Genomic DNA, 25,195 nt, shown 5'->3' with positions numbered 1-25,195 from the left:
ACTTATTCATCGGCGAGGACTTCGGGGCGGGGCCAAATCTCCGTCCGCGCGATTGATTTCAGTCGGGGTCGGAACCAACGTTCGATCGTCTGCGAACAGGCGTTCTAAAGCCGAATCTTAAGTTGTCAAGCGTCCCTCTCAAGGTTGTCAAAAAAGATTTCCCCAATTCACCTAGGGCTCGCGAACGGAAACCTTATTTTTCCCAAGCGAATAGGTGAGTATTGACCAAGTTGGCGAATCATCTTCGGGTTAGTCCTTAACCGACGTGATTGCCGTCAGCGTTTCAACAATGAAACGTTTATACTTTGGTTTCTTTCAAGCCACACGCAAATCTTACCTAGAAGTTCAAAAGGGTTCGGTAAATGCTGCATTGCCGCTCTCTTGTACGCGGTTCGACCGCTGTGTGGGCCGATCAGGCACTTGGCGATATCGTATGGCTAAGCGGATGCTTAGCTTCGGGAGAAGCTAGAGCTTATGCCGGCCCCGTCGATTGAACATTCGCGCGAGCCGAAGGTGAAAGATAAAAGAAAGCAGAATTAATCTTTTAGTATGCCTAAGTGTAAGGGTCAAATTAGAGGATTGATTGTCTGTCAGCAGTGCGCCCGGGTGTGTGCCGTCGCTCTCTGGAGCGTTACACGTTCGGGTCGCCGATGTGCACAACCTGATGCGTCTGTCTTTTTTGCCGGACGTGTGAATGACGAGTCATCGACGCTTGGCAAGGTCAACGGTACGTCACGAAGGTCGAGCACATACGGGAGATCTGCACGATCCCGCACTGCATCCGGTTGATGCAATCCATGGTTTTTTCGCTAAACGGAACTTCATCGAGGAGGTGTTTGTGTGCACGCGTTGAGGACTACTAAGTTGAGAGTTCAATAAGGTTGGCGGGTCTGCCTGGCTGGCTCAACATGCGACGGTCCTTGCGCGTAAGTATCTGGGGGTATCGACCTGCGGATATTCACATCATCAGCGTCGAGCGTGCTCGATGGGTTCTTCCTTTTCATCCGTAAAGAGTTTCAGATCTATTGGAACGAAATCAATGAGACAAATTAAGTACTTCTTATTTCTATTTTTTTCGCTGACCTTCTTTTCAGCAGCGCATGCAGCGGGCAATCCGGCTTCGGTTACCGTCAACGGCGTCACGTGGACGAAATGTGCCGACGAACACGGCACCTGCAGTTTCTCGGGCACGCAAAGCGTGCTCTATGGTGCATGGCCTCCGAACTCGCCATCGGCCATGTACGCAGTGAATGGCCCTACAGCAGCAGCGTGCCGTGTGACAACAGCGCGATGGCTGATCCCGCTGCTGGTTACATCAAGGCGTGCTATGTGAAGTCCACCACGACCACGTCGTCGGCTACCCAATACACGCCGCCGGCACTGGTGAATCCGGTGAACCCGATCACCTATGGCGCAAAGTGCAATGGCTCGACCGATGATACGGCTGCGTTCCAGAAGGCGATCAATGCGGGCGATGTGCTGGTCCCTGCCGGTACCTGCGTGATCAATGGCACGCTCAATGTGCGCGTGAGCAACCGACACATCCAGTGCCAGGGTACCATCCTCAAGCGGACCACCGGCTACAACATGCAGATGTTCGTCATCGGCGACTATACAAACGCCTACACGAACGACAGTATCGTTGAGTGCAACTTCGTGGGCGCAAACACGGCAGCCCCGCAGTACTACGGCAATGACAACCGGCATTGGGACATTCCCGTTGAAACGACCGGTCCGGTCAGCAACTTCTTCCTGGCGGGCAACAGCTTCAAGCAGTTCTTCGGCCAGTCGATGTTCCAGACCTACGCTGCGACCAATGGCGGCAGCGGCGACAAGATCATGTACAACACGTTTGCAAGCTGTGGCTACTACGGTCCAGTGTTCGTTGCTCACACCAACGGCTACATCGGCCACAACACGGTGACCGACTGCGCAGTGGGCATCGAGAACGACAACACCAGCCAGGCTACTGGCGGCAACGTGATCGAGTACAACACGATCAAGGCTGTATATGGCTATGGCGCACCTGACATGACTGCGTCGGTGATGCTCACGGGCGGTGTGGCGGCAAGCGCTAACTATTCCACCAACATCGTGCGTAACAACACGGTGTCGGGCACGAGCAACGCACAGGGTTTCCGTGGCGCCAATATTGGGAGCCGTACCATCATCGGCACGTCCTGGGGCATCAAAGCGGCGCAGTATTCGAACAATACCTGCGTCTCGGGATGCACGGTTACGAAGTAATCAGTTCGTAGTGGCTCGCGCCCGCGGACCCACGCAGGGCGGGCGGGGCTAGAACTGCACCCCAACGTTGGACACTGGTCCGGCGTTGGGGTGTTTTTGCGTGCAGTGCCCAGGTTTCACGGGCAGTTCCCTGCATCAGTGGGCCTGGGACGTTCGGGCGCAGGCGAAGGGCGGTGCCACGCCCCGAAACGCAGGCCCGATACTGGCTCCCACAATCGTCTGCATTCGGCCCGTTTCCCTTTGTTCACTTTTCGCATCGCCTCTATGTGGAAAGCTCGTCAAAGAACTTGAGCGGCGAGTTGTTTTCAGTCCCTTCAGCCGGCGCGACACATCTCCGGAAATGTACTTTTTACCGTTTCAGGCAAGACGGTCGCGGCGCCTGGCGTGATTACGGAATCACCACGGCACTCGCGCCCTGATTGTCCACGCCGAAGCCGCCGCATGCGCAACGGGGCGTGCGCCGCGCAGCCTGGTACCGCAGTGATCTAATCCGCCCCCGACCTTCGCGCAATGCTTCTTTAACCTTGAGCGTGCGGTTCCTCACATTCACCCGTTTTTGCGGTCGCCGCGCAATGCTACGATGCCCTTCAATACGTGGTGGGCGACTGGGGTGGACTGTTCGATGCCGCGCAGCCTGACGGAGGCGTCTACATAATGAATCGACTTGTTGGTTCTATCGTGATCGCCTCAGGCATTGGACTTGTTCCCGACGGGTCAGCGTCCTTGTTGCCGTATGGAAATGAAGTGACCGTCTACATGTTGTCTTGTGATGGCAAGCCGGTCAGCGGCGTTTGCCCCGGCAACGAAAAGACCGATGTCCCCATGACCTACAGGGTTCTGGCCGATCAGCACTCAGTGTCGTACTGGAGGGTCGACGATCCAGGTGAACCGCAGCGCTTTCCCTTCTGTGCTGTGAGCGATACGAAAAGCTGGTGGTGCCAATGGGAAGAGGACGAAGTTCCGAAATCACGGTTCGGGATGGTGGCAGGGAAATATGTCGAGATCGCCACCTGTATGTCAGTGACGACCACCCAGCTTTATTATCAGGTGCCCATGTGGCGTTGGTGGCTTGTCTGGCTGCACGAAAGACTTGCCTGAATGGACCCGCGATCGCCATATCGTTATTCTTGCGATCAGATCACCCGAGTTCCGGTTTTCAACGTGGAAAGCGGTCCATCCCCTTCGGAATTCGCGATTCTTGCATGAGCTCCCACACATTCAACGCGTAGTTGATGACGCGTGTGCAGCCTGCCGTGCGTGCAGATCCTTGGCCAGAGACGTTGTGAAGGGACCGGGGCCGACACGATGCTCGCGTGCCGGACAACTTCCGGTCCCGCATGGCCGGACATTCAGCGCTTTTTGTGGGTCCAGTTAACTGCTTGTCGCTGGACGGCGTAGCAGGTACAGCTGCGAGTCATCAGCCATCACAGGATGCGGCAACGCCTTCCGCGTGCCATGCGGCCTGTGCATCATTCGAAGCCGCGCGGATTCTGCGCCTGCCAGCGCCAGTGGTCCGCGCACATGCGCTCGATGCCGTATTGCGCTTGCCAGCCGATCACGTCGAGCGCCTTCGCAGGGTTGGCGAAGCATTGCGCGACATCGCCGGGGCGCCGCGCGACGATCTCATACGGCACGGGCTTGCCCGAGGCCTTCTCGAACGCCTTCACGACCTCGAGCACGCTATAGCCCTGGCCCGTGCCAAGATTGACGACGAAGCTCGCATCGCGCTTAACGAGCGCGTCGAGCGCCGCAATATGCCCACGTGCCAGATCGACGACGTGAATGTAGTCGCGCACGCCCGTGCCGTCCGACGTGTCGTAATCGCCGCCGAACACGCGCAGTCTTTCGAGCTTGCCGACGGCGACCTGCGCGACATACGGCATCAGATTGTTCGGCACGCCACCCGGATCTTCGCCGATCAGACCGCTTTCGTGCGCGCCGACGGGATTGAAGTAGCGCAGCGTCGCGATGCGCCACGACGGATCGGACACTTCGAGATCGCGCAAGATCTGCTCGGCGATCAGCTTGCTCTGGCCATACGGATTCGTAGCCGAGAGCGGGAACGTTTCATCGATCGGCGAGTTCTTAGGCACGCCATACACGGTTGCCGACGAGCTGAACACGAACTGCTTCACATTGCGCGCGCGCATCACGTCGAGCAGCACGAGCAGGCCGTCCATGTTGTTGCGGTAGTACTCGAGCGGTTTTGCCACCGATTCGCCCACCGCCTTCAGCGCCGCGAAGTGAATCGCGCCCGTAATGGGATGCTTGTCGAAGATCGTGTTGAGGATGGCTTCGTCGCGCACGTCCGCTTCGTAGAACGCGACCTTCTTGCCCGTGATCTTCTCGACGCGCGCGATCGATTCACGCTTGCTGTTCACGAGATTGTCGATCACGACCACGTCGTAGTCGCTGTTGAGCAGTTCCACGCACGTGTGCGAACCGATAAAGCCTGCACCGCCCGTTACCAGAATCGTGCCCTTCGTGGTCATGCTGAGCTCCCTTTAGAGTGATATGCCTGTCAATTGCTGAATCAGGCCTTTATACCGTTCTATGACACCGCGTTCGTCAAATTCCTGTGCGACCTTCTCGCGGCCGCGCTTGCCCATCGCGCGACGCTCGTCGTCGCTCATGTCGAGCATCTGCGCCAGCTTCGTAGCAAGACTGCCAACATTACGCGCCTCGCATAACAAGCCGTTGACACCGTCCGTGACGACTTCGCGGCAGCCCGGCACGTTGGTGGCGACGATGGGCCGTCCCATCGCTGACGCTTCCATTAGCGTGCGGGGCACGCCTTCGCGATACGAGGGCAGTACGACGCAATCGGCGGCGGCGATCAGCGGACGCACGTCATGCGCCTCACCCAGATAGTCGATCACGCCTTCGCGCACCCACGCGTCAACTTCGGCCTGCGAAATCGCGCTCGGATTGTCGACGCCGACGGGCCCGAGCAACTGGAAGTGCGCATGCGGATACTTCGCGCGCAGCTGTCGCGCTGCTTCGACATATTCGCTCACGCCTTTATCCCACAACAGGCGGCCGATTAATACAAAAGAAAATGTCTGATGGTTATTTTCACGCCTTGGGCGAGGCGTGAAGAAAAACTGTTCGAGGTCGACGCCTTCGCCGTGCAGCAGCCGCGCCCGCCCGGGATGCGCGAGCAGATTCTGGTCGCGAAACGCTGCTTCATCGTCCTTATTCAAGAACCATATTTCGCGCGGAAAACGGAATGCAAAGCGGTACATCAGCTTGGCGATTTGCGCGGCGCGGCTCTTCTGGATAAAAACATAACCGAGGCCCGTCGTCACGGCAACCGAATCGACGCCTGCCAGTTTCGCCGCAATCGAGCCATAGATGTTCGGTTTGATCGTGTAGTGAAACACAATATGCGGACGGATCGCGCGATACAGCCGGTACAGCGACCACATCGTGCGCAGATCGTCGCGCGGATTCGTGCCTTTCGACGCGACGTGGAACTCGATGCAGCGGCAGCCCATCTGTTCGAGCAGAGCGGTGGTGCGGTCACGCGGAGCGATCACCGTCACTTCGACGCCGCGCGCGACGAGCGTTCGTATCAGCCCTTGCCGGTATGTGTGGATCGCAAACGCGGTGTTGCATACGAGCGCGATGCGCAGCGCGCCGGCGGATTCGATGGGTTGCTTCATGCTTGCGATGCGGGTTCGATCATGTGGATATCAAAGGCTCGCGCGCGATGCGTAGAGCCGCTTCTTGACGCGTTGAAGCGTTTTGTATGGCGTGGCGAAGTGCAGCAGGTTCTTTGCGAGGCCGAGCCAGTCGAACGGATTCAGCGCGTTGAAATAGCGCAGTTGCAAACGCAGCGTCGACGCGATCTGGCGGCGCCGCTTCGTCGCGCTGATGCCGCCTTCGTTCAGCTCGTAATACAGGCCGAGTTCGGGCAGATTCGCGCAGTCGTGGCGCTCCATCAGGCGCAGGAACAGATCGAGATCTTCGGCCGCCTTATATGCCTCGCGATAGTTGCCTGCGGCGAGCACGGCATCGACGCGCAGCATCATCGACGGATGCACGAAGCACGCGCGCATGAAGCGCACGCGCCGGATGACGCGCGGCTCGGCGGGCGGCGTCAGCATGAAAAGCGGCTGGCCGTCGCGCGACACCACTTGCGTCCACATGCCCAGCCCCGCGACCCGCGGATGCGCTTCGAGATACGCGCGCTGTCGCGCAAGACGCTGCGGCACGGTCAGATCGCCCGCGTCGATACGCGCGGCGTAGCGAAAGCCGCGCGCCGCGAGCGCTTCGATACCCGCGTGCAACGCGCGCTCGATGCCGCCGTTCTGCGACATGCGCAGCACTTCGATCGACATGTTCGGCAGCGTGGGCGCAACGATGGGCGGCGTGCTGCCGTCGTCAACGATCAGCACGTGGACGCGCGCGTCCTCGCTGAACGACGCGAGCGTGCGCTCGACGTCGGCCTGGCCGTTATAGGCTGGCATCAGCACGGCGACGTCGTCGAGCGAGGCGGCCATGGGCGGCGTGAATGAAAAAGACGTCATGGACGCAGCTTGTAACGGATGTAATAGAAATTGATGGACGCCGCGGCCAGATAGCCAAGTGCAAGTCCGATCAGCGCGCCATACGTGCCGAAGCGCGGAATCGCCAGCAGATTGACGACGCAGGCAACGGCGAGCGCTAGCAGCCACTTCGACAGCAACACGAACTTCGCCTGATACTTCAGGATGACCAGGTTGCCGATTGCCTCGATGCCGGCGGGCACGGACAGCCACACGGCCCAGCGGAAGATATCGACGGCTTCTTCGAAGTTCGCCCCGAACACGCGGCGGATGATGAAGCCCGCAAGGAGATCGAGCACGAATGCGCCTGCGATCATCAAGACTGCCGTCATCGCCGTGAGCCGCCACATGTTGCGGCGCAGCTGCGCGGCGTCCTGAACGCGGTAGACAAAGGCGGGCGCAAGCGTTTGCGCCAGCATAAGCGCCAGCGTGATCCAGTTTTCGTTCAGTTGTTGCGCGGCGGAATAGCGGCCGAGATCGGCGAACGAAATGGCGCGCTCCAGCATCAGCCGGTCGAGCTTCAGGAACAGGTACATGCAGATCAGGCCGAGCCAGAACACCGTGCCCGCCGTCGCGAAGTGGCGGAAGAGCGCGCGGTCGACGTGCCAGCCGAGCTTGCCGCCGTGCCTTTGCATGTAATAGGTGATCAGCACCGCGCCGATCACGGCCGATTCGAGCGCCCACAGCCAGCCGAAGCGCGAGGGCGCCGCGGCGGCGCGCACCAGCAGCCAGACGACCACGGCCTTCGCGATGGCTGTCGTCATGCTGGTGAGCAGTTGCGGCTTGCTGTAGGTCATGCTTTGCAGCCACGCGTTGATCACGCCGACGAATGGCTCGCGAAACAGCATCGTGACGGCGAGCCCGGCGAGCATCGCGCCGACGACGGGATCGGTGAAGCCCGCCGCGATTCCCGCCCAGGTCAGCAGCAATGCGACGGCCGACACCGAGAGCCGCAGCGCAAACGCGCTGCCGAGCACGGTGCCGAGTTGCTCAGGCGGACGATGGACGATGGTCGGCACCAGAATCTCCGCGCCGCACACCCATGTAATCGGCGACAGGACGAGCAAAAGCGTATTGGCGTATTGCCATTTGCCGAACACATCGGGGCCGAAGTAGCGCGCCAGCACGCCGCTGATCGCGATCGCCACGCCGATCTGCGTGAGGCGCTCGAGGCCAAGCCAGACAAGGTTTGCGACAGCGCGCGTGACGTCCGGATTCGTGAAACGCTTAAGCGCTGGCATGCGCATGGCGACCGTCTGCTGTCTGCGGGCACGGGAGGTGCATATAGTCTGTAAATTGGCGTGCCCAGCCGAACCAGCGATGCGGCAACTTTGTGAGCCCGGGGCGTCTAAGCATTAGAATGGTGCCAGTAAGGCAACGCTGAAAAGCGCAATTATAAGTTGTATCCGGACCGCTTCCGGCAAGGCACAGTGCCATGACCACGCTGTGTCAACCACATTTTCCATTGCACGTAAGTGAGCCAATCCATGATCTCGCAATCCATATTCAAGGCATATGACATCCGCGGAGTGATCGGCAAGACCCTCGACGCCGAGACCGCGCGTTCGATCGGTCGCGCATTCGGCAGCGAAGTTCGCGCGCAGGGCGGCGATGCCGTCGTCGTCGCGCGCGACGGCCGGCTCTCGGGTCCCGAACTGATCCTGGCGCTGTCGGACGGACTGCGCGCAGCGGGTGTCGACGTGGTCAACGTCGGCATGGTGCCGACGCCCGTCGGTTATTTTGCGGCCAGTGTGCCACTCAAGCTCGAAGGCGGCGAACGCCGCGTCGATTCATGCATCGTCGTCACGGGCAGCCACAATCCGCCCGACTACAACGGCTTCAAGATGGTGCTGCGCGGCGCAGCCATCTACGGCGAACAGATTCAGGGGCTGTACAAGCGCATCACCGAAAACCGCTTCGAAAGCGGCAGCGGCACGTATCAGGAGTACGACATCGCCGATGCGTACCTCGATCGCATCGCGAGCGACATCAAGCTCGCGCGGCCGCTGAAGCTCGTCGTCGATACGGGCAACGGCGTCGCGGGCGGTCTCGCGCCGCGCCTGTTCAAGGCGCTGGGTTGCGAGCTGGTCGAGTTGTTCACGGAGATCGACGGCAACTTCCCGAATCACCACCCGGACCCGGCGCACCCGGAAAACCTGCAGGACGTGATCCGCGCACTGAGGGAAACGGACGCCGAGATCGGCTTCGCGTTTGACGGCGACGGCGATCGCCTCGGCGTCGTGACGAAGGACGGCCAGATCATTTATCCGGACCGCCAGCTGATGCTGTTCGCCGAAGAAGTGCTGTCGCGCAACAAGGGCGCGCAGATCATCTACGACGTGAAGTGCACGCGCAATCTGGCGACGTGGGTCAAGGAGAAGGGCGGCGAGCCGCTGATGTGGAAGACGGGCCACTCGCTCGTGAAGGCGAAGCTGCGGGAAACAGGCGCCCCGCTTGCGGGCGAAATGAGCGGCCACGTGTTCTTTAAGGACCGCTGGTATGGGTTCGATGACGGCCTGTACACGGGGGCGCGGTTGCTGGAAATTCTTGCGCGCGTGCAGGATCCGAGCAAGCTGCTCAATGACCTGCCGAATTCGCATTCCACGCCGGAACTGCAGCTGAAGCTTCAGGAAGGCGAGAATTTTGAGCTGATCGCGCGTTTGCAGAAGAGTGCGACGTTTCCTGACGCCGATCAGGTTGTGACTATTGACGGCTTGCGCGTCGAGTATCCGGATGGGTTCGGGCTCGCGCGGTCTTCTAATACGACGCCCGTCGTTGTCATGCGGTTTGAGGCCGACAATGATGCGGCTTTGAAGCGGATTCAGGAAGATTTTCGGCGCGTGATTCTGGCTGAGAAGGCTGACGCTAAGTTGCCGTTCTGAGATGCTATGGGAGGGCTGTGTAAGTAAGCCCGCCGGAGTAAAACGGGATTCGCAGACTCGTTTTCTCCAAAGGGGCACGCAAAATGGACGCGTCTCGCACAGCCCTCCGTGGGCAGAATACGAGGGCAGGCAGCCGGGTGTATATGGCCTTTTTGAACTGGGCGAGAAGAGCTGGAAGCTCTCACTGGGTGATGTCAGCGCGCGCCCAGCGGCTGTACTGTCGCCGCAGGCGAAACTACCGCGGTCCTCACCGCCATCGCGAAAGCCAGGGCGCCCTGCCACCTCAGCGCCGACGCGCCCGTCTACAGCTGTTATGAGGCGGGGCGCGACGGCTTCTGGCTGCACCGCTGGCTGACTCAACAGGCCATGCCATTGCCAATCTCGTGGTGGATTCGGCCAGTATCGAGATGAACCGGCGTGCCCGTCGCGCGAAGACGGACCGGCTTGACAGCGACAAGCTGCTGTCCATGCTGATGCGTTATCTCACCGGCGAGCGACGGGTATGGGCGGCTGCACGCATCCCGACGCCCGAGCAGGAAGACGACCGGCGCCTGCACCGCGAGTTCGAACGCCTGCGCAAGGAGCGCACCGCGCACACCAACCTATAAGGACTTCCCTTTTGGATCCGCTCCCTGCTCGTGCTGCATAACCGCTCAAAGGTGCGCTCGGTGACGCGATTCACGCAGTGCTGTGCGGCGCCGGCCATAACCTGCGGATGATCCTCAGAAAGCTGCGGCTTTTCTGCGTCCTTGTTCTGATCGCTTTGCTCAACCGCTCAATCACTGTGGTCTTCCAGCCGTGAGGGCAACGGCCGACTAAAGCGAATTATTAAGGCCCGACTATTTAGTGTCATCGTCAAAGCCAGATCGGCCAGCCTCCCTTCTGGAAACAACACCCGGAATCGGGGCGCTGACGGCATCGGCCCTGGCAGCCTCCATTGGCAACGCCCACGCCTTTCGCAGCGGCAGGGAACTCGCTGCATGACTGGGTCTGGTCCCACGCCAGCATTCCTCGGGTGGCACTGCGCGCTTGCTGGGTATCAGCAAGCGCGGCGATACGGCTTTACGATCCCTTCTGATTCACGGTGCCCGCGCGGTTATCCGCTGGCAGCCCTCAAGCCCGAGATGGCTGATTCCTGGCTGATGAAACTGTGTCGACGCCGACACAAAAACATTGCCGCCGCTCGCGGCAAAGAATGCGCGTACGGCGTGGGCCATGCTGATACGAAATCAGGCCTATCAGGCCGGCCATGTTCCCGCGCGATCGAGCGCGATGGATTAGCAGCCCCCAGCTATTACCACGACATTAGCGTTCACCTTCCAGAGGTTGCTTGAGCAGACTTCATTCGATGACAGAACGGTCGGACCGTGGTGGGCCAAACCCGCTTTGCACCAAGGGCAACCAGGTCCGAGGCTGTGATGGGGTACCCATTCGCGGATATTCATCGTGGGCCGGCAGTGAGTGCTGTGTGAACCGAGCCCGAATACATGGCTGCAACCTCGACCCAAGTTCAGAGAACGGAGACTGCTTGACAACAGGGAGTCGTCTATACATGGTGCAAATTGGGTACTCAGGCGAGAAATCGCCGATTTTTCCGAGACCTCAACGAGCTGAAAGAAGCGCCATCCAGATCGAGGGCGAGGTGATATCTTTGAGGTGCTCTCTCGTGAAAGCGAAAGTGGCCTTTGCGAATGCGATGCGTCAGTTCGATGCCATAGAGGGTAGGGCCTCGTTCCGGAACCGCTTGAACCCGAGCATTACGATCACCCGCGATCTCCATGAGTGAGCCGAATGTCGTCACGGTGACGGTGTGCGATTCCAGTCCTGGTATCGCGCCCGGGCATATCGAGTACCTCTTTGAGCCGTTCGATACGACAAAGACTACCGGTTTGGGGATGGGTCTATCGATCTGCCGTGCAATCATCGAAGCACTTGGCGGTCGATTGTGGGCGCGCGCAGATGTACTCAGCGGCGCTATCTTTGAGTACACGACACCCGTCCATTCGGCTGTTTCGTCGTAAAAGGGTCTCGCGTTCCGTACCGTCGAGTATCCCATCGTCAGCGGCGCTGTTTCGACGTTTGCTCGTCAACGCTCGCGTCCGAGCGCGATGCGCCGGCGATTACGGGGTGTCGCGCCGAATCGGAAACGTCGGAAAGGGTTGTCGACAAGGAACATTCGCCCGAGGACCATTCCCGAAATTTGGGAAGCTGAGCATGATGTAGCCTCGAACTTGATGTGGCGATCAAGTGACGCACGCAACCGATGCTGCGATTCGAGACCCTCTAGTACGCCTGGCTTCTTGGGCGCGGATCGAAGTCATACACACGACTGTCAATGGACATTTGACGTGCGCGAGTCGGGTCCATCGGTCCACTGCTAATCAATTCGACGACCTCAATATAAGCAAATACCTTGCTTATCGACCCTTACTCCAATCTGTATTTCATATCGCAAAAAGCGCAGCGAACACTCGCATCTCTTGTCAGATTGTCACAATGTGGAGGGAGAAACTGATATCGTCGGCGCACTTTTCCAACCTACTTTCCACGTCATTATAAAGTTGTCAAGCCACAACCCGGTGTTGTTAAAAAACATTTCGCTAATTTAACGTTAAACCACGGACGGGCGCCTTAATTTCGTGGATCAGATAGGCGATTCTTGGCTAGATGACCCGATGTGGTTCGGGTTAGTGCTTATCCGCAGGATTTCAACCTGCGTTACAAGGGGGAAAATGCATATAATCTCAACTGCAGGACGGCCGCAAATTATACCGTAAGTGTCAGAAGAATGCCGCAATTATTGCGGCATGATCTATGTATGTGGCTCGACAACGTGGGTGGGAACTAACGGTTCTTGCAGTCCCGTGGCGGCGAGCATGAAATGTTGAAAGAAGTAAATCCAATCTGACTTTCAGCAGGCCTAAATCAATGGCTGACTTTGGGAGTCGATTGTCTTATTTGCAGTGGCCGGTTGTCTGGTGTAAGTCTTCCGACGCATTACGCGTTCAGGCCGCCGGCGTGCGTAATCTTATCGTCGGCTTTTTGCCGCACGCGTGGCAGGCGGATCATCGACGCTTGATGGAGGTCGATCGATACGTGTCGCAGTCGAAGCATGCGGGAGCGTCTCACTGTCCTGTATTGCATTCCGGTGGTGCAATCCAAGGGTTTGTTAACTAATGGGCCTTGCTGATGAGGTGTTTGCACTAATTTTTAATTTGTAGTACTAATTGTTTGTGCTAACTGTTGCAACTCAACAGATCTGGCAATCTGACAACCAGAGGCGTCCGCACGCCCATATCTGACGGCGTCTTCCGACCGATTTTGAAACATCGCTTCATCAGCGATGAACACGGTCACGCATTCCCCAGATTCATCCTGTCACCACTATAAGTAAGTTCATATCTAACTTTTGGAACAATGGAATGAGACACATTAAGTACTTCTTATTTTCTCTTCTCTCGCTTGCATTTGTTTCAACCGGCTATGCAGCGAGCAATCCGGATACCGTTACCGTCAACGGCGTGACGTGGACAAAGTGTGCGGACGAGCATGGCACCTGTACTTTCTCCGGCACGCAAAGCGTGCTCTATGGTGCATGGCCTCCGAGTTCTCCTTCGGCAATGTATGCAGTGAACGGCACCTATAGCGGCAGCGTGCCATGTGACGATAGCGCGATGGCCGATCCTGCGGTCGGTTATGTGAAAGCGTGCTATGTCAAGTCGACCACCGCCGCCACCGCCACGGTTGCAGCGGCTGCGTCCACCAGATACACGCCACCCGCACTGGTCAATCCGGTTAGCCCGATTACTTACGGGGCCAAGTGCAATGGCGTAACGGATGACACGGCTGCGTTCCAGAAGGCGGTCAATGCGGGCGACGTGTTGGTTCCTGCCGGCACGTGTGTGATCAACGGCACGGTCAATGTGCGAGCAAGCAACCGTCACATTCAGTGCCAGGGGACCATCCTCAAGCGGAACACGGGCTACAACTACAATATGTTCCTGATCGGCAACGGTACGAATGCCTATACGAATGACAGTATCGTCGAGTGCAACTTCGTGGGAGCAAATACTGTGGCCCCGCAGTACTACGACAACGACACGCGGCATTGGGATATTCCGGTTGAAACGAAGGGTCCTGTCAGCAACTTCTTCCTGGCAGGCAACAGCTTCAAGCAGTTCTTCGGCCAGTCAATGTTCCAGACCTACGGCTCGCCCAATGGCGGTAGCGGCGACCAGATCATCTACAACACGTTTTCAAGCTGCGGCTACTATGGTCCGGTGCTGGTTGCTCACACCAATGGCTACATCGGACACAACACGGTGACCGACTGCGCAGTAGGCATCGAGAACGACAACACCAGCCAGGCGACCGGTCACAACGTAATCGAGTACAACACGATCAACGCTGTATATGGCTATGGCGCACCCCTCATGTCGTCGTCGGTGATGCTGACGGGAGGTATTGCAGGGAACGCTGACTACTCCACTAATATCGTGCGTAACAACACGGTGTCGGGCAAGAGCAACGCACAGGGTTTCAAAGGTGCTAACGTTCCTAGCCGTACTATCATCGGAAAGAACTGGGGCATCAAAGCGGCGCAGTACTCGAACAACACCTGCACGTTGGGATGCTCGGTTACGCCATAATCACTCGACAGTAAGCGATGGAAGCGGGGCTGGCTGTTCAGGGTGGTGTTGTCGGGCCGTTGCACGTAGGCAGTGCAACGCCCGAGGCCCCTCTGTCAAGGCCACCGCTTTCCCTGCGCCGTCATCAGTTTCGCGGGGCACCTGCATTCCCGCTTTCAACACGAGGCCGCCTCTATTTGCGGTTCTGGTGCAAATAGGAAAGCCGGTTGAGATGCCCTCTACAGGCAGGACACCTCATCGAGTGGGCAGTGCGGAGCCGACGGTTGAATGGCCACCTTTACAAGCGTTAACAAAATGAGTTCTGCAGTTTTCGCCAGAAGATGATGCAGCAGGCGATTTTCATGAAGGCTTCATGGATGAATGCGAGACGTTCGAAGCGGATGCGCAGTCGTCGAAAGTTGTGGAGCCATGAAATGGTGCGCTCGACAACCCGGCGTGTTTTGCCCAGTCCGCTGCCGTGTGGCTCGCCGCGTCGGGCGATTTCAGTCACGATGCCGGCTGCGTGTAGTGGACGGCGGTATTTGTCATGATCGTGGCCCCGGTCGCCCTGAACAATGCGGGGCTTCGAAAGCGGCCGGCCGCGCTTGCCAGCAATGGGAGGGATGGCGCCAACCAGTGGGTGAAGCTGGGTAACATCGTTACGATTGGCGCCAGTGAGGATTACCGCGAGCGGGATGCCCTGCGCTTCGGTGATGAGATGGTGTTTTGAACCGGGTCGCGCGCGGTCCGTGGGATTCGGTCCCGTTTTTGACCTGCACCCACTGCGCGAATCGAGGAGGAATCGACGACGACACGGGACCAGTCAATCTGGTCAGTCGCGCGCAGCTTTGCGAGCAGGACTTCATGCAGTCGGTCCCAGACGCCGGCAGCCTGCCAGTCCCGCAGACGGCGCCAGTAACTCATGCCGCTGCCGCAGCCCATCTCACGCGGCAGCAAGTCCCAGCGCAGGCCCGTCTGCAGGACGAACAGGATGCGCCCGTGAGCAGCGCACGATCATCGAGCGGCTTGCGCCCCGGATAACGGCTTCGCCTTGGTTTGGGAGGGGGCAGCAACGGTTCGATGAGTGCCCAAAGTTCGTCGTCGAGTATGGGTTTAGCTTCCTTTTCGTCGTCGAAACAATGAAAAGGTTAATCTATGGTCACCCCCGTTTTTGCAACAGCGATCTTGATGGGTGGATGGCTTGCACAAATCTATCCGGCGTCGTTGTGAGGAACAGTCCTCGCGCCACGATGAGAATCGCGCCTGACGGTCCATATAACAGGAGCAGCTTCTAAAAGCTGGTTAACCTTCCAGGGTGTCCGTCAGGCCGTTTGGCCGTTCACGTCATCAATTATCAGCAGTCGCAAAACCTGATGGGTTGACTCTAAACCGTGGACCCTACGTCCGTCACGCGCCGGTAACGGATGCTTGTCGCTCGAACACCGCGTCATGGGTCACCATCGCCCACGCAACTCGCGCAAGCTTGCTGGCGAGCGCACAAGCAACCACGCTCGAATGGCGTCGCGCCAGCATTGCGCGAGTCCAGTCGGCGATCCGACCATGTTGTTTGTCCAGGCGCAGCATGAATGCTCGAGCACACTGGACCAGCAGGTGACGGAGATTCTTGTCACCGCGCTTGGATATTCCGAGCAGGTTTGACCTTCCCCCTGTGCTGTATTGCCTTGGCACCAGTCCGACCGACGCCGAGAAGTCGCGACTGCACCGATACTGTTTGCCATCACCGAGTTCCGAGGCGAGCAGACTTGCCGTGACAGGTCCGACACCTGGAATTGTCAACAGACGCTGACCGATCGGATCATCGGCGAGTTGACGTTCGATTTCCTTCTCGATAGCGCGTATCTGCTCGGAAAGGTATTTGAAGTGCGCATGCAGTTGTTCGAGTATCAAGACCAGACGCGGCGGCAGTGGATGCTCGGCCAGTACTGAAGGAAGGCGTTTTACAACGGCATGACCGACCGGCAGGCTAATCCCGAATTCTAGAAGGAATCCGTGCATCTGGTTGGTGGTACGCACTCTATCGCGGACGAAAGCCTGGCGAACCCGATGGAGTGCCAGAAGAGTTTGCTGCGATTCCGTCTTCGGCGTTACGAATCGCATCGAAGGTCGCGACGCAGCTTCGCAAATCGCCTCGGCATCAACGAAGTCATTCTTGTTGCTCTTAACGAACGGACGCACGAAGTGCGGTGAGATCAGCTTGACGATATGTCCGAACGCGCCGATCTTGCGTGCCATCCAATGTGCGCCGGCGCAAGCCTCCATCACGACGGTACAAGGGTGGAACGTGGCAAAGAACTCGAGCAGTTGCTTGCGCGAAGACTTCTTGCGAAACACCGCAGGCCGCAGGCCGCGGGTCGGCGGGGATGGTGCCGTCGGCACGGTCGAGAAAATACCGGTAGATATCGTCGATGCGCTCAGCGATCGAGGGGTTGTCGCGATAGGCAGGCATTCCGCGTGACGGCTGGCCGTCAAGGACCATCCGGTCAAACATCTCACGGCTCTGAGTACGCACGTACTCAACAATCGAGGGTGCCGCCAGCCCCCCATAGTCCTTGCCATGGCAGCGGGCGCAATCGACGGCGCGCAAGGCACGCCATGTGCTGAGGATGGCGTCATCGGTCAGTTGGGAACCTGTGCGTTCGGCCTCCGCATCGGCCCGGGCCGGCATTGCAACCGCAATCGCGACGACAGCCGCGCAGCACCTCGGCATGATCGTCGACAATGCCGGCATTTTTCGACAGCGCTGCGTGCCGAGCTGGTGTGTGTCGTCGCTGGCGAGCGTATGTTCGGAGGACGCGCGCATTCAATGGTAAATCGTCGTAGACGACTGCAGCTTCATCAACACGCCGATTTTGAATCGGAACCAGCCCTGCGAGCTTTGCATCACGACTTCATCGTCTCGCCAGAACACGCGGTTGACCGTCATTCGCTTACCCGAGCGCTGCACAAGTGGCGGATGATGGCGAAAGTCGTAGAGCACCGGTCCGGAATCGGTCTGCACAAGCGCTCGCGTGACGGTGTGATTTGCGTCACCGACGTCGTCGAAACGCATGAGCGCGTTAGCGCTGAAGCGATCGAAAATTTCCTTGTCGAGCATCCCGACGAAATCGCGGTCGACGCGCACGAATTGCGGTTCGCCCGAGGGCGTGACGAGCGAGTCGGATTCCTGTTTTCCTTTCGATTTAGCCGAGTCCCTGACTACGAGCACTACCGGCCATCGGTGCCTCGCCGATGCGTTGGCGTGCCCGCGCCGCCGCGCTCTTGCTGACAAACGGCGCGGCCTCGTCGGGCAAGGCCAGATCGAGACCGTCGAGCACCTCGCTGATCGACCAGTGGCGGTACATTGCCAGTGCGATCACCAGCCAGACCACCTGCTCAGCAGGCAAGCGCCGGCGCCGGATACTCGCTGCGCCCGTGGCCTGCACCGCGCGCTCGATCCACTCGTAGGGCAGATGCTCAGCCAGCCGGCTCAGGTCGGCCGGCTGTTGCGCTTCGAGCAGGAAGGTCAGGTGACTGGAGAGCATCGCGCCGAAAAGTTAACTGCTCGGCGCCGCGTTTACAACACCTTCCCGCATCAAAAGCAAAAATGCCGTTCAGTGCTAGTGAACGGCATTAGCCCGCGTGCCCTGCTTTGTTGAGTGATGCGCTCAACCTCTCACCATCATCTGGTTCATCCACCTGTAGCAATATCCGGGTAATCGTTTAATGGCTATGTGAGTTTCCGCACAAAGCACGCAAGCTTGCACTGGAATCCAATCTTCATTTGCCTAAGATTGCACCTTACGTATTGCCTGCTTGGCGCCTCCGGCTTGCTACAAACGACGATTTCTATCGAGCTGGCCTACCAGTGGCACCACCCGAGGAACATATGGATGAACCGAATTTGCGTCTTGACATTGTCAGTGACCCTGTCGAGTTTCGTGCCCTGAAACCGGAATGGAACGAGCTCTGGTCAAGAGCGGAAGGCCGCTACCACCAGGCTTTCGCAGCATGCTGGTTGTGCTGGACCAAGGTCGCCCAACCACGCGGCAGGAAACTATGCTGCATCACCTTGCGCCAGCAAGGTCGGCTTGTCATGGTATGGCCGCTCGTCGTGTACCGGAAGCTCTGTTGGACGGTTGTGCGTCCGCTTGCGAGCGAATCTACGGACTATACGAACATCCTTGTGCAGGACGGACCGACGGCTCGGAAGGCGATTGAACGCGCGTGGTCCGCGGTCCAAAAGCGATGCGGCGCCGATATCATCCTCCTACCGTTTCTGAATGCTGATTCCAAATTGTTTGAACTGGCGTCGAGGAAGCGAGGCGTTGTAACGAAGACGGTGCATCCAGTGGCGGTCGCAATGTTGCGCAGTGAGACCGATTGGAGGTCTTTTAGCTCGTCGCTTGGAACATTATTCAAAAACAAGCCTGGTGCACTGGAACGGCGCCTGTCGAAAAAGGGGGATGTGAGAATTCGCTTTCTTGGACCCGAGGACGGCGAGGAAAATGCTCGTTTGGTGGATTGGATGTTTCACTGCAAGCGCCAGTGGGCCGATCGCGTGGACAAAAAGGGGGCATGGTTATACTCAATGGAATATCGAAATTTTCTTGTCGCCTTGCTCAACCAGACCGATGGCGAAGTCATTGCGCGACTCGTGGTCGTCAGCCTCGATGGCGCGCCGCTTGCGGTGAACATTTTAGGGTTGGGCAAGACCTGTGTGGACGATCTTATAGGGGGCTTTGATCCCGCCTACTCGCGGCAGTCGCCCGGCGCCATTGCGACAGAGCATTGCGTTAAATGGGCGCTCGAACATCAGCTCGACCTTGACTGCGGTGCCGGCTCCGAAAAATATAAAGGCTACTGGAGTCGTAACCACATCTTGACGATGTGGAGTATGCAAATCGCAAACACACGATGGGGACTACTCGCCTTTCAGGGGGAGAACCTCCGTCGGCTCTTCCGTTGGCAACCGCCAGTTGACAAAACGGAGGAGAGTCTTGCTGCGGTTTAAGGCAATGTTTATGTCCAACAGTCCTAATGCATCAAGCGGTTATAGGGCTGTGTAACTGCAAATTCAAAATGCAACGCGGCTGTAGCAGACGCTCGCGTGGGCGCAGATCGCAGTACCCGGCAGCAATGGAGGTGGCCATGAGCTTCGGAAAACCTGGCGAGATTCTGGCCAAGATGCTGACTGATCGTCCGTTAGGGACGAACGAATTCGGGCGCACGGCGATGGATGACTTTCGGCACTTCTGCGCCTATACCGGGTGCTCGCCGGAAAGGGTTGGCGCAGAGACTTACGCTTGGGCAATGCCGGCTTTTAGCACTGCAAGCCCGACCTGATGCATGCCACGCTCGCACAGCGGCCTTTCGCGCAGTGGAATGGATCGCTCTGGGCGGCGACAATTATCTTGGCCGGTCGTTGACGATTGTTTTGGCCGGTGGTGAGGAGTCGCAGGCGGCGTAGCCGCCGGAGACGACGAGCCACCGGCAGCGCTGTGTCGGCGGGGCTTTAGGATGGGCTGATCGAAGCTTAAAGAAGAAGCGGTCAGCTCATGTCTGGAACCCGCATCACCGACCAACAGGTTCGTCTCTACATGAACAAGCGCAAACATCATTCGCAGGAAGTGGCGGCCGCCAAGACCGGCATCAGCGTGCGTACGGCACGCCGCATCGAACGTGATGCAACCTTGCCATCCCAGAAGCCACGGCATTCGTGGCGGACCCGTCCCGATCCGTTCGCCGAGGTCTGGGATAGCGAAGTCGTGCCGTTGCTGCGCAACGCGCCCCACCTGATGGGCATCACAATCCTGCGCAAACTGCAGGATGATCATCCGGATCGTTATCCCGATAGCATGCGACGTACGCTAGAACGGCGTATTCGCCAGTGGCGGGCTCTTGAGGGCCCCACCCAGGAAGTGTTCTTCCCTCAGGAGCATCAGCCCGGCGTGCGCGGACTGTCGGACTTCACCGATATGAGCAAGCTGTGCGTGACGATCGGCGGCGCCCCGTTTGGCCACCGGCTGTATCACTTCGTGCTGGCGTTCTCACGCTGGGAGTATGCAAACGTAGTCGAGGGTGGTGAGAGTTTCGAAGCCCTCGCGACCGGATTGCAGAACGCGCTATGGCAGGCGGGAGGCTGCCCGCGTGAACATCGCACTGACAGTCTGTCGGCCGCCTTCAGGAATCTGACCGAACAGGAGGACTTCACGACGCGTTACGCAGCTCTGCTCGATCATTACGGCATGGAGGGCACGCGTAACAATCGCGGTCTGGGTCACGAGAACGGGAGTGTGGAGTCCTCGCATCGGTATCTGAAGGATGCTGTCGACCAGGCCTTGATGCTTCGAGGCCATCGCGACTTCGCTGACCGGCCCGCCTACGATGAATTCGTACGTGAGGTGGTAATGCGTCGAAACCGGCGCAACGCCGCTGCGTTTCGCATTGAGCGCGAACAACTGCGGGATCTGCCTGAACGTCGTACCACTGAATTCGTTGAGGACGAAGCACTCGTGACCCGCTGCAGCACATTTACCGTGCGCGGCATCCTCTACAGTGCACCGTCGCGCCTGATCGGCCACCGGCTGAAGGTGCGGATCTATGGTGACCGGCTCGACTGCTACCTGTCTGGCGCACTGGTGCACAGCACCTCACGAGGCACCCGTGCTGCCGACAACCGCCACGCACTTGATTACCGCCACTTCATCGACTCGCTCAGGCGCAAACCTCAGGCGTTCAAGGGGCTCGCGTTTCGTGACGCACTGTTTCCCCGCGAGGCTTACCGTCGAACCTGGGAGCGGCTGGAGGCGCAACTGACGCAACGCCAAGCCTGCAAGATCATGGTAGGCCTGCTTGAACTCGCGGGCCGCCACGGCGTAGAGGCCGTACTCGCTGAGCGGCTCGACGCGTTGTTCGAAGCAGGCGAACTGCCCGATCTGAAGCAGTTGCGCGACGAATTCGCGCCACGCCAAACCTTGTGTCCCGAGGTGGTCGTTCAGATGCCACCTGTCGCAGTCTATGACGCATTGCTCCACAAGGTGGCGGCATGAATGCACCCGCCCATGACAACGGCCGCATGGCCCTGATGCTCAACGAGTTGCGTTTGCCAACAATCGGCAGGTTGTGGCCCGAGTTCGCCGAGCGTTCAGACAAGGAAGGATGGCAGGCCGCGCGCCTGCTCAGCGCGCTGCTCGAGCACGAACTGGCCGAACGTGCCAAACGACGCATCGAGCGGCACCGTGCTGAGTCGCATCTGGATCCGACCAAAACGCTCGCCACCTTCGACTTCGGTATGGTGCCAATGGTCTCGAAAGCACATGTCACGGCGCTGGCAACTGGGGAGTCCTGGCTGGAGAAAGGCGCCACAATTCTCCTGTTCGGGCCGCCTGGCGCCGGCAAGAGTCATCTGGGATCGGCCATCGGCCATGCGTTGATCGACGCCGGTTACCGGGTGCTGTTCACGCGCACCAGTGAACTCGTCCAGAAGTTGCAGGCTGCGCGCCAAAGCCTGCAATTGCCGTCCGCACTTGCGAAGCTCGATCGCTTCGATCTCATCATCCTTGATGATCTGTCGTACGCGCGCAAGGACCAGGCCGAAACCAGCGTGCTGTTCGAACTGATCGCCGAGAGGTATGAGCGCAAAAGCCTTCTGATTACAGCCAACCAGCCCTTCTCGGGCTGGAACGATGTCTTCCCCGACCCCGGCATGACCATCGCCGCTATCGATCGGCTCGTGCATCACTCGACGATCTTCGAACTGAACGTTGAGAGCTATCGCCGCCGTAAGGCCAGCGACAAACAGAGCGTGCGCCGACGACAATTACCCAGCGACAACTACGAAGAAGGAGCGACAACTATGGCCTCTTAACCAGCGACAACTACACCCGTCGACCGGCCAAGATAGTTGTCGCTGACCGGCCGTGCTGCTTGACGCCGTCTATCGCTCGATGTCCGAATTTCCCTAATCGACCGATCACGCGCCGTCCGATGTGCCGGAGTGAATGGCGGTTGTACCCCCGGAAACTGCCTTTGATTTCTCGCTGAGTCGGAGGGCCGGAGTGGGTCGCCTTCCGCCGAATGCAATCATATCGACGGCGGACAACACTGTCGTACAACATCAGTCCGGGGTAGGCCGATTTGAGACATGGCCACCAATGTCTCGGTCGGTGTCAGCGAATGAGTACTCTCGACCCACATCAGACGATCATCAGCGACAGTCGAAAGTCCGCAGTGCACAGGATTGTGTTGGAAAAGTCGGCCCGTGGTTTGGAATGTGATGGGTCAAAACGACAGGAAATCAATCCGAAGCGGGCCTCACGGATGTCCGCAGTGGCTCCGGAGCTTCTCACCCGGGTTGAAACTGCTGGCACTCCGTTTCGAACCAATAGTCGACCAGGCGCTGCGCCGCCTGTAGATCCTCTGGGTAGTATGGGTCGTCGTACCATGGTGACGGGTCGTAGCCCGCTTTCCTGAGGGCCGCAAGCTTGCTGTGGTGTTGCGCCATCGTCGGAGGCGCGTTGCTTCTAAGTGCGGCCAAGTCGCGGCACTCCGTTGGGCTCAGGTGCGGCCCGCTTTGTGGCACGCCGCCGACGGCACATCCAGCCAGCAGGAGCACCAACACAGTAAGCGTCGGGCGAGTTCTCGTGAGGTTTTCCATAGCGCATCTCCACGCATCCAATTGGCGCAACGCTAGCGGTGCGATGCCGCCAGTCGCGCGCGACTTCGCGTTGATCCAATGCGTAATCCGCAGCCATCCGGGTTGAACTATGTCGTGACTCAAGATCACTCCAGGCTTGGTGGCTGGCATTCATTCCAGTGCCGCGGGATCCGTCAAAGCACATACCGACAGCGCCGGCACAGGGCGCAAGCAGGATCGGACAACGAATCACGCTCCGATCGTCAGACTGCCATTGCGATAGATAACGCGATTGATCGACGCTTATTCCCTCGTGCCTGAAGAAATCGACTTTCAATGGCGATGCGCATCGCGCGGGTAGGCCGTCCCGCCGAACGGGAAATGCAGCATGCGGTATGCCTTACTCGCAGACGCCGACTCGAACGCGGTGCTGGATGGACCGGCTGCTTTGACGCTCACAGAAACTGACCCATTTGTGAAGCGCGCGGGAACCGCGCGATCGCTATAAGCGTAGTGTTGGCGTAGCGGCAGTTTCAACCTCATGTTAGACACGAAAAATGTCGTGTAATTCGGCATAACAGCACGCTTCGCCGCGGGCACGCATCCGTCGGTGCCGCCCCCGGCGACGGCAGGGAACGGCCCACTACCAGCCGTTCGTCGAGTTAAGTCCTCGGCCATTCGAATGACCGCATCTCTTTGGGAACGGACGGAGGACTTCCGGAAGAACGTCGTCGCTGAATTGAGTGCAACCAGCGACCAGTGACCAGTGACCCGCGGCCGATGTCGAGGTCGAGGGAACTGAAGAAGCCCTACAGTTAACGGATCGGAATGTGTGATTTGCCACACATGTACGAACCGATAAAGGGTAGCGTCCGATGAACGGCCACAGAGCGAACTGACTAAAGAATCCGTCTGTCCGACGTCTCTGGTGGAGGAAAACATGTCATCGATGATGAAGAATCCGGCACTACTAAAGCATGCTCTTCTGCTTTTGTTTATAGTCGCCGCCGCGTGCACGGAAGCTATGGCCGATGACGAAGGTGACGCAAAAGAGAGGATTGCGCAATTCGAGAAGAAATATTCACTAACGGATGAAAAAATCCGCCGGACCTGCGTGGCTTTGGGCGATGGCTACGGCTCAACGCTTGAGAGGGCGGTAATGATTCTGTTCTGCCTGGGTGGAAAGAGCATTGACAAAAGCATGTTCGGCGGCGCTCAAGGGATATCCGCCGACAGGATGGAAATGTTGCAGTCAGATTGTCGAAATAAGCTTCAAAAGGGTAGCTTCGCGTACAACGAAGGAGTCGTAGGTCTGCAATACGAGTTGCATATTCCGAGTTTCGATAAAAAAACAACGCCGGAATTCGGACAATACATGCAAGATCGCGCAACGATCGCTTGCATCAATGCGAAAACTGCACTCGCAGATATATGGCGGATTCGGCAAATGCAAAAAGCCAGCGCGTCTGATAAAGAAGCGATCAAAAAACTTCGGCAGGTTGGCGAACAGCAAAAAGAAACGATATCCGATCTGCGCGCCCAACTCAAAGCAAGGCAGACAGTGAATGCTGCGGCCGCAGCAAGTCCGCCTGTCCGGTCTCCTGATCCGGCCGCCAAGTGCGTTTGGAACGGACAGACCTACTCCCCGGGCGGCTCCATTTGCGATTACCATACGGTAGGCGCACAAAAATCGACGTCTAGCATTCGGCGAACTGACCGTACAGGCTTTGCCCACTGAGGGTAGCGACCGTTTCATTGCGCCTGGCTCTATCCAATGTCTCTTGTGTCAACACCTGACGTTCGTCTGCGCGATTAAGCGGACATTCGAACGGCAGCTCCGTGCGACACCGCGGACCTTCGAGGGCATGTCAGTCGCATCAGCTTGGGGCGCTTCGTGCAGAGGCACAGGTACACGCCGTCGGTGCCGCCATAGTCATAAATCAATAATGGCGACGAAGCACCTGAGACAATCAATCGGCATCTCACGAACTTCATTGCCTGAAGCCTGTATTGCAATCGGGGCGTTTCTTCGCCCGCGTTGATTCACTGGCACCCTGCAGTCGTTCACGCGTTGATTGTCGCTGGCTTTATCGCTGAGCCGTTCATTCAGCGTTCCCGATTCAGATGCCGTCGCAGCGTCCAATGCAGGCTTGCGCCGCACGTGCGGTCAAAATCGTTAAAAGCAAGACCATGTGCCATATCCGCATGATTGCCGTCTAGCCGAGCAAAAGCAAACACTACGCTTGCACAAGC

General features: G+C 58.5%; 19 protein-coding genes and 5 pseudogenes. 13 read left to right on the top strand and 11 right to left on the bottom strand.

The features are described 5' to 3' along the window. Nucleotides 1-966: 966 nt before the first annotated feature. Nucleotides 967-1,191 carry a hypothetical protein gene (locus H1204_RS12840; protein ID WP_180728601.1) on the bottom strand — a complete coding sequence of 75 codons (225 nt, stop codon included), beginning with the start codon at nt 1,189-1,191 and terminating at the stop codon, nt 967-969. A gap of 21 nt (nt 1,192-1,212) precedes the next feature. On the opposite strand from H1204_RS12840, the gene H1204_RS12835 reads away from it, so the two are divergent. Beyond that, on the top strand, nt 1,213-2,247 hold the full coding sequence (locus H1204_RS12835; protein ID WP_180728600.1) for a hypothetical protein: 1,035 nt from the start codon (nt 1,213-1,215) through the stop codon (nt 2,245-2,247). Nucleotides 2,248-2,901: 654 nt separating this feature from the next. After that, nucleotides 2,902-3,345: a hypothetical protein gene (locus H1204_RS12830; protein WP_180728599.1), complete on the top strand. Its 444-nt coding sequence runs from the start codon at nt 2,902-2,904 to the stop codon at nt 3,343-3,345. Nucleotides 3,346-3,716: 371 nt separating this feature from the next. Here H1204_RS12830 and galE read toward each other — a convergent pair whose 3' ends face one another. The 4 genes from galE to H1204_RS12810 are packed head-to-tail and all read right to left on the bottom strand — an operon-like array spanning nt 3,717 to nt 8,038. Continuing rightward, nucleotides 3,717-4,739: a UDP-glucose 4-epimerase GalE gene (gene galE, locus H1204_RS12825; RefSeq protein ID WP_180728598.1), complete on the bottom strand. Its 1,023-nt coding sequence runs from the start codon at nt 4,737-4,739 to the stop codon at nt 3,717-3,719. Between the two features lie 12 nt (nt 4,740-4,751). Next, nucleotides 4,752-5,912 carry a glycosyltransferase family 4 protein gene (locus H1204_RS12820; RefSeq protein WP_180728597.1) on the bottom strand — a complete coding sequence of 387 codons (1,161 nt, stop codon included), beginning with the start codon at nt 5,910-5,912 and terminating at the stop codon, nt 4,752-4,754. 30 nt (nt 5,913-5,942) lie between these two features. Further along, the gene (locus H1204_RS12815; protein ID WP_180728596.1) at nt 5,943-6,779 is read right to left on the bottom strand and encodes a glycosyltransferase; all 837 of its coding nucleotides are present in this window, start codon (nt 6,777-6,779) and stop codon (nt 5,943-5,945) included. Further along, nucleotides 6,776-8,038, bottom strand: a complete 1,263-nt coding sequence (locus tag H1204_RS12810) for an oligosaccharide flippase family protein (RefSeq protein ID WP_180730951.1) — start codon at nt 8,036-8,038, stop codon at nt 6,776-6,778. The genes H1204_RS12815 and H1204_RS12810 overlap by 4 nt, the downstream gene beginning before the upstream one ends. A 246-nt stretch (nt 8,039-8,284) precedes the next feature. Between H1204_RS12810 and H1204_RS12805 the strand changes: the two genes are divergently transcribed. From H1204_RS12805 to H1204_RS12780, 6 genes and pseudogenes are all read left to right on the top strand, one after another. Then, nucleotides 8,285-9,679 carry a phosphomannomutase/phosphoglucomutase gene (locus H1204_RS12805; protein ID WP_180728595.1) on the top strand — a complete coding sequence of 465 codons (1,395 nt, stop codon included), beginning with the start codon at nt 8,285-8,287 and terminating at the stop codon, nt 9,677-9,679. A 383-nt stretch (nt 9,680-10,062) separates the two neighbouring features. Further along, nucleotides 10,063-10,287, top strand: a complete 225-nt coding sequence (locus H1204_RS51310) for a hypothetical protein (protein ID WP_243468490.1) — start codon at nt 10,063-10,065, stop codon at nt 10,285-10,287. A 41-nt stretch (nt 10,288-10,328) separates the two neighbouring features. Then, nucleotides 10,329-10,481 (top strand): annotated as a pseudogene (locus H1204_RS51305) (IS5/IS1182 family transposase); the annotation flags it as partial. 92 nt (nt 10,482-10,573) lie between these two features. Continuing rightward, nucleotides 10,574-10,960: pseudogene (locus H1204_RS51300) on the top strand (transposase); the annotation flags it as partial. Nucleotides 10,961-11,457: 497 nt separating this feature from the next. Further along, complete coding sequence (locus H1204_RS12785; RefSeq protein ID WP_180728593.1) at nt 11,458-11,700, top strand: ATP-binding protein; 243 nt, start codon at nt 11,458-11,460, stop codon at nt 11,698-11,700. Nucleotides 11,701-13,101: 1,401 nt separating this feature from the next. Continuing rightward, on the top strand, nt 13,102-14,328 hold the full coding sequence (locus tag H1204_RS12780) for a hypothetical protein (protein WP_180728592.1): 1,227 nt from the start codon (nt 13,102-13,104) through the stop codon (nt 14,326-14,328). Nucleotides 14,329-14,614: 286 nt separating this feature from the next. On the opposite strand, the pseudogene H1204_RS12775 reads toward H1204_RS12780, so the two are convergent. The 5 genes and pseudogenes from H1204_RS12775 to H1204_RS12755 form a co-directional block, all read right to left on the bottom strand. After that, nucleotides 14,615-15,416 (bottom strand): annotated as a pseudogene (locus tag H1204_RS12775) (IS5 family transposase). A gap of 298 nt (nt 15,417-15,714) precedes the next feature. After that, complete coding sequence (locus H1204_RS12770) at nt 15,715-16,716, bottom strand: IS110 family transposase (protein WP_243468626.1); 1,002 nt, start codon at nt 16,714-16,716, stop codon at nt 15,715-15,717. Between the two features lie 10 nt (nt 16,717-16,726). Then, nucleotides 16,727-16,993, bottom strand: a pseudogene (locus H1204_RS51295) (c-type cytochrome); the annotation flags it as partial. A 135-nt stretch (nt 16,994-17,128) separates the two neighbouring features. Next, nucleotides 17,129-17,533, bottom strand: coding sequence for a hypothetical protein (locus tag H1204_RS12760; RefSeq protein ID WP_180728591.1), 405 nt, complete (start codon nt 17,531-17,533; stop codon nt 17,129-17,131). Nucleotides 17,534-17,537: 4 nt separating this feature from the next. Further along, a pseudogene (locus H1204_RS12755) lies at nt 17,538-17,849 on the bottom strand (transposase domain-containing protein); the annotation flags it as partial. Nucleotides 17,850-18,193: 344 nt separating this feature from the next. Here H1204_RS12755 and H1204_RS12750 point away from each other — a divergent pair. From H1204_RS12750 to istB, 4 genes are all read left to right on the top strand, one after another. Next, a complete protein-coding gene (locus H1204_RS12750; protein WP_180728590.1) occupies nt 18,194-19,318 on the top strand; it encodes a GNAT family N-acetyltransferase in 1,125 nt (374 codons plus the stop codon). A 137-nt stretch (nt 19,319-19,455) separates the two neighbouring features. Then, a complete protein-coding gene (locus H1204_RS12745) occupies nt 19,456-19,650 on the top strand; it encodes a hypothetical protein (protein WP_180728589.1) in 195 nt (64 codons plus the stop codon). 212 nt (nt 19,651-19,862) lie between these two features. Next, nucleotides 19,863-21,356, top strand: a complete 1,494-nt coding sequence (istA, locus tag H1204_RS12740; RefSeq protein WP_180728588.1) for an IS21 family transposase — start codon at nt 19,863-19,865, stop codon at nt 21,354-21,356. Beyond that, complete coding sequence (gene istB / locus H1204_RS12735; protein ID WP_180728587.1) at nt 21,353-22,174, top strand: IS21-like element helper ATPase IstB; 822 nt, start codon at nt 21,353-21,355, stop codon at nt 22,172-22,174. The genes istA and istB overlap by 4 nt, the downstream gene beginning before the upstream one ends. A 477-nt stretch (nt 22,175-22,651) precedes the next feature. Here the strand turns inward: istB and H1204_RS12730 are convergent, their stop codons facing one another. Beyond that, nucleotides 22,652-22,963: a DUF4148 domain-containing protein gene (locus tag H1204_RS12730; RefSeq protein WP_180728586.1), complete on the bottom strand. Its 312-nt coding sequence runs from the start codon at nt 22,961-22,963 to the stop codon at nt 22,652-22,654. 919 nt (nt 22,964-23,882) lie between these two features. Here H1204_RS12730 and H1204_RS12725 point away from each other — a divergent pair. Then, complete coding sequence (locus H1204_RS12725) at nt 23,883-24,680, top strand: hypothetical protein (RefSeq protein WP_180728585.1); 798 nt, start codon at nt 23,883-23,885, stop codon at nt 24,678-24,680. The last annotated feature ends 515 nt before the right edge of the window (nt 24,681-25,195 follow it).

It is taken from the genome of Paraburkholderia sp. PGU19, from assembly GCF_013426915.1.
Lineage (GTDB): Bacteria > Pseudomonadota > Gammaproteobacteria > Burkholderiales > Burkholderiaceae > Paraburkholderia.
This window is presented reverse-complemented; position numbering and strand designations above follow the sequence as displayed.